The organism is Desulfosarcina sp., assembly GCF_041551955.1.
GTDB lineage: Bacteria > Desulfobacterota > Desulfobacteria > Desulfobacterales > Desulfosarcinaceae > Desulfosarcina.
Genome location: NZ_JBFELV010000212.1, coordinates 1 through 8,373, shown reverse-complemented (window position 1 = coordinate 8,373; position 8,373 = coordinate 1). Strand labels below are relative to the sequence as shown.

General features: G+C 53.8%; 5 protein-coding genes and 1 pseudogene. 2 read left to right on the top strand and 4 right to left on the bottom strand.

From position 1 onward, the window contains the following. The coding region (locus tag ABYV26_RS15460; protein WP_372682257.1) for a caspase family protein at positions 1 to 2,015 on the top strand (2,015 nt) is incomplete at its 5' end. Positions 2,016 to 2,441: 426 nt separating this feature from the next. Next, the gene (locus ABYV26_RS15455; protein ID WP_372682256.1) at positions 2,442 to 3,980 is read left to right on the top strand and encodes a caspase domain-containing protein; all 1,539 of its coding nucleotides are present in this window, start codon (positions 2,442 to 2,444) and stop codon (positions 3,978 to 3,980) included. A 196-nt stretch (positions 3,981 to 4,176) separates the two neighbouring features. On the opposite strand, the gene ABYV26_RS15450 is transcribed toward ABYV26_RS15455, so the two are convergent. From ABYV26_RS15450 to ABYV26_RS15435, 4 genes and pseudogenes are all read right to left on the bottom strand, one after another. After that, the gene (locus tag ABYV26_RS15450; RefSeq protein ID WP_372682255.1) at positions 4,177 to 5,067 is read right to left on the bottom strand and encodes an acyltransferase; all 891 of its coding nucleotides are present in this window, start codon (positions 5,065 to 5,067) and stop codon (positions 4,177 to 4,179) included. Between the two features lie 310 nt (positions 5,068 to 5,377). Further along, complete coding sequence (locus tag ABYV26_RS15445) at positions 5,378 to 7,726, bottom strand: GAF domain-containing protein (RefSeq protein ID WP_372682254.1); 2,349 nt, start codon at positions 7,724 to 7,726, stop codon at positions 5,378 to 5,380. Positions 7,727 to 7,975: 249 nt separating this feature from the next. Next, positions 7,976 to 8,137, bottom strand: a complete 162-nt coding sequence (locus tag ABYV26_RS15440; protein ID WP_372682253.1) for a hypothetical protein — start codon at positions 8,135 to 8,137, stop codon at positions 7,976 to 7,978. Between the two features lie 20 nt (positions 8,138 to 8,157). Further along, positions 8,158 to 8,373 (bottom strand): annotated as a pseudogene (locus ABYV26_RS15435) (hypothetical protein); the annotation flags it as partial.

The window sequence follows — 8,373 nt, the reverse complement described above, 5'->3', positions numbered from 1 at the left end:
TCGATTTAATTAAACTGGATCGCCTTGTCGGTGGGCTCTCCAAAGCCGAGGCAACGCGATCTCAGGAACGCATTGGGGATCTTTCGCTGGCTGTTAAAAAAGACGGCGATCCCCGAATGGATGTAAGAAAAGGATGGAAAAAGCTCAGCACGATCGAAAAGGGGCAAGAACAAGGCCTTTGGCACAGCGCATTCACTTTGACTCCGGATGGTCAACATATCCTGTCCGGTGGTCAAAATGGCGATCTTCGAATCTACACGCTGAATGGCCAAACCAAGGCCAGGCTCACCGGCCACACCGGCATGATCACTGCCGTGGCCGTCTCGGCCGACGGCCGCTGGGCGCTTTCCGGCGCCAACGATCAAACCCTAAAATTGTGGAATCTGGAAAAACTTGGTGCAACGGATAACACGGAGATCGGGCCCACCTTGTCCCTCTTTCCAACTGTCGACGGCGAGTGGATCGCATGGACGCCTGAAGGCTATTTCGCGGCATCTGAAAAAGGGGCGCATCAAATCGGCTATAGCATCAACCGGGGTATTGACAAGACTGCTGAATACGTGTCGGTCGACCAGTTTTACGATCGCTTCTATCGGCCTGATCTTGTGCATGCGAAGCTGCATGGCGACCCGGAAAAACTCTGGCAAAAAAAGGAGGCGTCTACAGACGTCAAGGAGGTTCTTGCCGGTGGACTTGCACCGCGGGTCGCATTCATCAATCCAACTGCCGACACGGCGGTTGACCGACAGGTCATCGATGTGCACGCCAATGTCATGGATCAGGGCGGCGGCATCGGCAAAGTCGTCTGGCGGATCAATGAGACCACCGTGGCCACCGATTCCTATGCCGACAGTGCTACCTCGCGGTTGGCCAGCGCCGATCAAACAACATCGAAAACCGACTTGTTAACCCTCAAACAACAGTTCCAACTTTTGCCGGGGAACAACACTGTCGAGCTGGTAGCCTATAACCGGCGCAACGAGATCGCCTCGTCTCCCGCAATTCTCACCTTCACCGTCAAGTCGCCACCCGCACCAATAATCTCCGAACTGGCGGCTTTACCCTCGACTGCACCGCTGCCGCCTGGTCCAGCGGGCGAGGCCCCGGTGGGGACACCGCCACCACCCGTTGTCGCTAAAGTTGAGCCACTTCCGTCCCTTGATCCAAACACCCCTTCGCATACCGCATCATCCGGAGTTCCCGTACCACCTGAATCTCCTTTAAAAGAGGATGTCGCGACGTCTCCGACGCTTCACCTGCTGGTCGTGGGCATCAATCAATATCGCGACAAAGCCTTGCGGCTGAAATATGCCGTCCAGGACGGCCAGGCTATCGTCGACATTATTCGCCAGACAGGGGCCCCGCTGTTTCACAATGTGCGGGTGGTCCCGCTGTTTGACGACCAGGTCACGCTGAAGGGGCTTGGACAAGCCTTTCAACGGATAAAAGAGACCATTGTCCCTCAAGATGTTTTCATGCTCTACCTGGCCGGCCATGGCGTGACCCTCGACGGCCGGTACTATTTCCTGCCCCAGGACTTTCGCTATTACAATGAAGATGCCGTTCGCAAAGACGCCATCAATCAGGATCACCTCCAGAGTTGGCTGGCCGACATCCCTGCCCGCAAGAGCCTGGTGTTGATCGACACGTGCGAAAGCGGATCGTTCTCGCAGTCTATGGTAGCCATGCGCGGTATGGCCGAGAAAACCGCCATCGCCAAGCTCACGCGAGCCACCGGCCGGGCCACCATCGTGGCCGCCACAGATGTGCAGCCCGCCGCTGAAGGCTACCAGGGCCACGGCGTTTTCACCTATGTACTCCTCCAAGGCATGCACCACGCGGATGCGCAGTATGGCAACCGCGACGGTTACACCGGCCTTTTCGAACTTGCCGCCTACGTCAACGATCAGGTCCCCTCCATCACCATGAATGCCTTCAATTTCGAACAGATTCCGCAAGTCCACATGGTCGGCACGGACTTTCCCATTGGGGTAGTTAGTATCAGCGAATCTTGACGAATTCGTAAAAAAGCCGATATCTGCGTTACGCTTCACCCCTCGTCACTGTGGAGCACCGTAAGTACCCATCGTTATTAGGGATTGAAGATTCTCTGCGGGGAATCTTTGCCGTATAAATGACGATCGATTTATAGTTCGCTCGCGAACCCCGCTCGCTTTCGCGGCTCCTAAGCCTTGATTTCGGCTTTTTTACGAACCCGTCGGAAATACGACTTACGAATTCATCAGTTTACCCATTGCAAAAGCCGGCTTCTAACCACATTTACTATTACCCATCTCAAAAATAAGGATCGAGGATCAGGGCATAGCATTCAAAGGCGAAAAAGCGGAGCAGCCATGTAGGTTGTGAGCATATTGAGCCGTTTCATAAAGCTGCCATGGGACTTAGACAATTTTTGGGATAGGTTCGAATACGGATGACGAATGCAGGTCTCAATATTCCCCAAAGTGATTCAGAAAATACGGACAGTCATTATTTTTTCGATGGTTGCCGGTACAGCCATCGCTGCATCAAGTGGACTTGCTGCTGACAACGGCGCCAAAACCGATCTATGGTTGAGCGGCGATACGAAGGGTCAAGCCTTGGTCATTGGCAACAGCCGCTATCGTCACATCTCACCGCTGGCCAACCCAGCCAACGATGCCACCGATATTTCAACGGCTTTGAGGCGTCTTGGATTTGCGGTGACCTTAGCGGTCGATGCGACCCACAAGGCAATGGAGGATGAGATCTTAAAATTTGGCAAGAACCTGCGCAAGGGCGGTGTGGGCCTGTTCTATTTTGCAGGCCACGGTGTCCAGGTGTCCGGCCGGAATTATCTAATTCCCATTGATGCCAACGTTGATTCGGAATCAGACATCAAATTCGAAACGGTCGATGCAGGGCGTGTGCTGGGTAAAATGGAAGATGCCGGAAACGGTATCAACATCATCATACTGGATGCCTGCAGGAACAATCCATTCGCCAGTAAATTTAGGTCCGGCGATCGGGGCCTGGCAAAAATGGAAGCGCCCACCGGTTCCATCCTGGCCTATTCGACAGCACCCGGATCAGTTGCCGCTGATGGTGAAGGTCGAAACGGATTGTACACCGAAAAACTGCTTAAATTCATAAACCAGGGTGGGTTAAGCATCGAGGACTGCTTCAAAAAGGTGCGGATCGAGGTCATGGAGGCGTCGGAAAAGCGCCAAGTACCATGGGAATCGTCGTCTTTAACGGCAAATTTTTATTTCGTTTCACCCGAACAAGTCAACGTGGTAACCCAAGATAGCCGGCCTTCGGAATCAGTTGAACTTCTATTCTGGGAGTCGGTCAAGGATTCTAAGGATGTAAAACAGTACCAGTCGTATATCGATGCATTTCCCAATGGCGCCTTCATCACCTTGGCGAAAATATATATCGAAAAATACGGGGATAAAGAAGCTGCTGTCGTTAAAAAAAATATTGAGCCGCGTGAAAAAAACCAACCTATCGCAAAATTGGCGCCACTCCATGAAAAAAATGAGACCAGCAACGTTAAAAAAACATTCGAAGCCAATCAAAAATTTAAAGTCGCCTTTCTGCCAAGTTTGTTTCAGAATTTTCAGTTTGCTACCATCAAGCACCAGTACGAATCGGTCTTGAATGGGATTGAAAAACAGGGCAATGTCAGTCTAGTGTATGCATACAGGGATGATCCCGAGGCTGATAAATCGAAAATTTGGAAGAAAGCTAAATTGTTCTCTTCTTCTGAGGTTGATGCTGCTGCAGTGGTGCAGTATTGTGCCGGGATAGACGCCGACGTTGCCTTGATCATGCGAAGCACAACCGAATATGATCAGATTCCGATTGAATTGTATCTTGTCGACCTGAAGGCAGGCAAGATAAGCTATCAGCAAAAATCATATGCTATTTCCTATACACTGTTTGAAGAGATCGAAGCCCAAGTCATTAAATCGATTAAAACATTTACGGATACCTAAATTGAGCGTGTTAAACTTTGGCGGTGATAGATTCTAAAAAAAGGCATTAGACCCGAACATCACAACAACCTCGCAAAATAACGCGTAGACTGATATTCAGATAGCGGCGGGTTCCACGGGCCGGGCAATAAAAAAAGGCTCCTGTTTAAACAGGAGCCTTTTTTATTTCCCAACCATAACGCGTTGAAAATCAGGTTCAGCGGGCCAGCATGCGGGCCAAATCACGATCTTTTTCCTGCCACAGGCTGTTAAGCCAGTTCTGGAAACCCCGTTTGAACTGCGGATCCTGAAGGTAGTCGCCCATCATTTCGCTGTCGATGGGCAGGGTTTTCACTCTGACTTTGATCTCTTTTACCCGTCCGCAGACAAAATCCCAGAACGTGGCAGCGCCCTGGGGATAGGCGATCGTCACGTCCACAATGTGCTGGAGCTTGTCGCCCATGGCCGCCAGAACGAATGCCATGCCGCCGGCCTTGGTGCGCAGCAGATGGGTGTAAGGCGATCGTTGGCGGGAATGCTTTTCCCGTGTGAATCGCGTACCTTCGACGAAGTTCATCACCGACACGGGAATGTTCCTGAACTTATCACAGGCCCGCTTGGTGATTTCCAGATCTTTACCGATCAGATGGGGGTTCTGTTTGAGAAACTGTCTGGAGTAGCGCTTCATGAAAGGGAAATCCAAGGCCCACCAGGCCTGCCCCAGAAAGGGAAACCAGAACAGCTCTTTTTTAAGGAAAAACTTCAGGAACGGAATCTTGCGGTAAAAGACCGTCTGGAGGACCAGGATGTCCACCCAGGACTGGTGGTTGGCCACCACCATGTACCAGCCTTTGGGATTGAGATTGTCCAGGCCGCGGACATCCCATCGGACGCCGTTGAACAGCTTCTGGTTCAGGTTGTTCACTGCGATCCAGCCGTTGGCAATGGCCGTCAGGATCATGCGGCAGCCAGTCTGGATCGGCTTGACGGGAAGCAGCAGCTTGATCAACGCCACGATAAAGATAGGAACACAGCAGACCAGCGTATTGAGGGTGTAAAACATAAGCGAAAGTACGCCGCGTGTCCCGTGAATCAGCGATTTTATCATATGAATCCTTCAGTTCTGGCAGGTACAATGATCATTGAACGCTATGTTTAAATAAAATGTGGGGTGGTGACAAGTAGGGCGCGGCGGGTTGACAAAAGTTTTACAAAAAGGAGGTGCATCCATGCTGCATGCGGGTCTGGTGGGTCAGTCTCTACCGGTAGTTCCGATCGGACCAGCCATCTCGCCCTCCCGGCAGTAGATGACTGTTTTACGAATCCCGCCCGCGCCCCATCCTGTCAATTGCCTCGGCGTCGGCAATATCGACTCACAGGCGGCGAGAAGACGGTATTTCTCCTGATCGCGGGCCGGCCTACCCGGCTATCTGTTCGAGGCCCCGGGCGGCGGCACCGGCTTCCAGATTCACACCTACGCGAAGCGCCTTGAGGCCCTGGACGCCGGGAAGATCTTCCAGGTCAATCGTCTCCAGATCTCTCAACAGATGTTCACGGCTTTGCAGGTAGTCGATGTGACGCCGGATATCCCTGCCTTCCTTGGGGTGAGAATAGACAATGGCGATCTTGCCCGGTTGGGTGAGGCGTTCCCGGCCGCCCTTGACCATGGCTTTGTCCAGGCGGGATTTAATGATCTCATGGCGCACGTCATAGGCGCCGTCCACATCGAAGCGCTTTTCATCATACCGGAAGCGTATGGAAAGGGGAGCGTGGTTGACCAGGATCAGGTGGCAGACGTCCAGCGGAACCTTCAGCTCGGATTGGATCTGCCGGGTATGCCAGGCCAGTCCGCAGGCGAGTTTGAATTGCCACAAGGCCAGGTTTTTCTGGAAAAACGGATGGTGTTTCCCTTCAGGATGCATGGACGCCCCCAGATAGATCACGTAGTCGATGCCGTCGGTCTGGTGCTTTTCGAAATAGTGGGGGATGATTTTCTGGGCTTCGACCTGCTCCTGGTCGACATAGCCCGACAGCCGCTCATTGAGTTTGAAGACGCTCTCCTCAAACGCCTTGCGCTTGCGATAGACCACCCCCATCACCGGATCCACCGCCTGGTTATACCTGTCGATGGCATGGCTGACGCCGGGGCCGATGGCGCGCAGTTCGTCAAAGCTGGGTTCAACTTCCCGCTGGAGAAAGGATGCGACCAGGGTTTCCTCTTCGGTGGACAGGCCGGCCTTGATTCCGGCGATGCGCTTTTCGATTCGGTAGCTGAATTCGTCGATCAGCGGCCAGGATTTTACTTCGGCGGCGCGTTGCATGATGATCCCGGCCAGGGTCAACTGGTTGGTCAGGTCAGCCTGAATACCCTGCACCCGGGCCTCCGAGGAGCCACGAATGTCCGACTGGCCGAACAGGGGGATGACCCCCTTGAAGACGATCGGCTCCATCTCGGAAGGATCTCCCTGGCGCAACCGCTCCATGTGTTCCATGGCGGCATTGCGGAAGCGCCACTCCACGGATGGGTGGACGGCGGTGCATTTTTTTTTGATCACCGACTGAACCTCGTTGTTCATGTCTTCGACCCCCCTTTTCAGAGCCATGGAGAACAGAGGGACGATATGGCGCATTTTTTCGACGTCCACGGCACCTAACCCGTAGGGTCGATTGGATTTGACCCAAAATGTGCCGATGGCCTCACCGCCGAAATAGAGCGGTGCGATGAGCATGGATCGCACACCATGGTCGACGGCCTCCTGTTCGGCCGGACACAGGTTTGGCTCTTTGCTCAGGTCAGGTATACGCAAAATTTCCTTGTGGTCGACGGCCTGGAGCCACACCGAATTTTTCAGATCGTTCATGGGAATGTGGCTGGAATTGGTGAACAGGCAGTTGGCCTTGGACGTGTGTCCGTCGTTGAGGATCAATACCTGGTCCCCCTGAACCGCTGCCAGGCTCGCTTTCAGGTCCGGCTGGCCGAACAGGGTGTGCAGTCGGCTCTGCAACCGTTTGAAGCCATCGGCCGAAAAGATAGATTCCTGGTCGATCAGGTCGCGTTCCAGGGCAGAGGTGATCTCTGATTCGGTGACGTCAACGGCACGCACCACGGTGAATCCCCGGAAAATGAAATCACCGGGGGGCAGCAGGGCGGTCAGCACCTCAGGGTTGGCGATATGCTCGATCACGCGCTCACGCTGCTCCTCGGTCAATTCGCGCGGTTTGCCCACGGTTCCCACCTGAACAAACTGAAAGTCGGGTGTGATCTGGAAATGGCGCTCCAAACCCGTCGTCGGATCGGTAACGATACGGATAAGGGGGCTGTTGACACCCTGGTCGATTCCATAGAGGCGCTTGAGAATGAGAGCGTAGGCGCGGACGAAACGTTGAAAATCGAGGGTGTTGTTTTCGCCTTTGAGGCGCCCGGCGATCTTGCCCCCGCTATCGTAGAGGAGCTTACGGTAAGCCGGTGTGCAATAGATGGTGTCGTGTTGGAAGGGGGTGAAGGCACCACTGATCTCCGTTTCCCAGGTGGACGAGGGAAAGGCCACACTCATCAACGGTGAAAGAATATCCGCGTGGCGGGCGGCCAGATCCGGCCGGTCGATATCTCCCTTCAATTCCGGCGTCTCCTGCACCCATTTTTCAAATACCTTAAACATCTCGGCCATATGCGAACACTTTGGCGTCACCTGTTGACGCCAGAAATCTAGTAGGGGGTCGATGCTCAGAACGGTCCTGAAGTCGTCGGGGGTGGGCTGTTTGGTCATGCCAGTGCTCCTTTCAACCGCCGTCTTTTTTGTGGCGATGGTATCTATCACTCGGCTGCTTGGGCATTTATCTGAACATAATAATCACCAATCGTTACCATGCCAAGGCCGGTCAGCAAAGGATCACAACGGGTTCATCCATCCCGTGCCCATGGGCGGGTTAGGGCCACAAAAAGTGAAAGCGCCCCTCCCGGGGACCGCAGTCCGGGAGAGGCGCTTATTCTTGGTTTCGTCAGATGGGACAGACGGCTAGTGGTGTCCGTGACCGCCCTTGCCCTTGGTCGAGTCGATCACGGCCTTGATCACACAATAGGTCATGCCGATACCGATGATGTTCAGGGCGTACCAGAGACCGCCGTGAAATACAATGTGGCCCGCGTCCCAGATCCATTCAAAACTGAAAGGAAACATGTTTTCTCCTCTTTAGGCGGCTATGCGTTAGCCGGTTTTAGACCCGGCGCGGATTCCGTGTGGGCTTCCACCGCCATGGCCGTCTCCTCCTGGATGGGGTTCAACTCTGCCTCCTGGGGAAAGATCGGCAGGTAGCGGTAGGAGATCATGATCAACATGATCCCGTAGGCGACCGGCAGGATGGTTGTGGCCACTTCCTGCCAGCTGGGATAATAGAGCGCCCAGGTATCAAAGGG

Bases quoted from the DNA above. Each gene is read 5' to 3' on its own strand.
- ABYV26_RS15455 (WP_372682256.1), top strand. From the start codon at position 2,442: ATGCAGGTCTCAATATTCCCCAAAGTGATTCAGAAAATACGGACAGTC.
- ABYV26_RS15450 (WP_372682255.1), bottom strand. From the start codon at position 5,067: ATGATAAAATCGCTGATTCACGGGACACGCGGCGTACTTTCGCTTATG.
- ABYV26_RS15445 (WP_372682254.1), bottom strand. From the start codon at position 7,726: ATGACCAAACAGCCCACCCCCGACGACTTCAGGACCGTTCTGAGCATC.
- ABYV26_RS15440 (WP_372682253.1), bottom strand. From the start codon at position 8,137: ATGTTTCCTTTCAGTTTTGAATGGATCTGGGACGCGGGCCACATTGTA.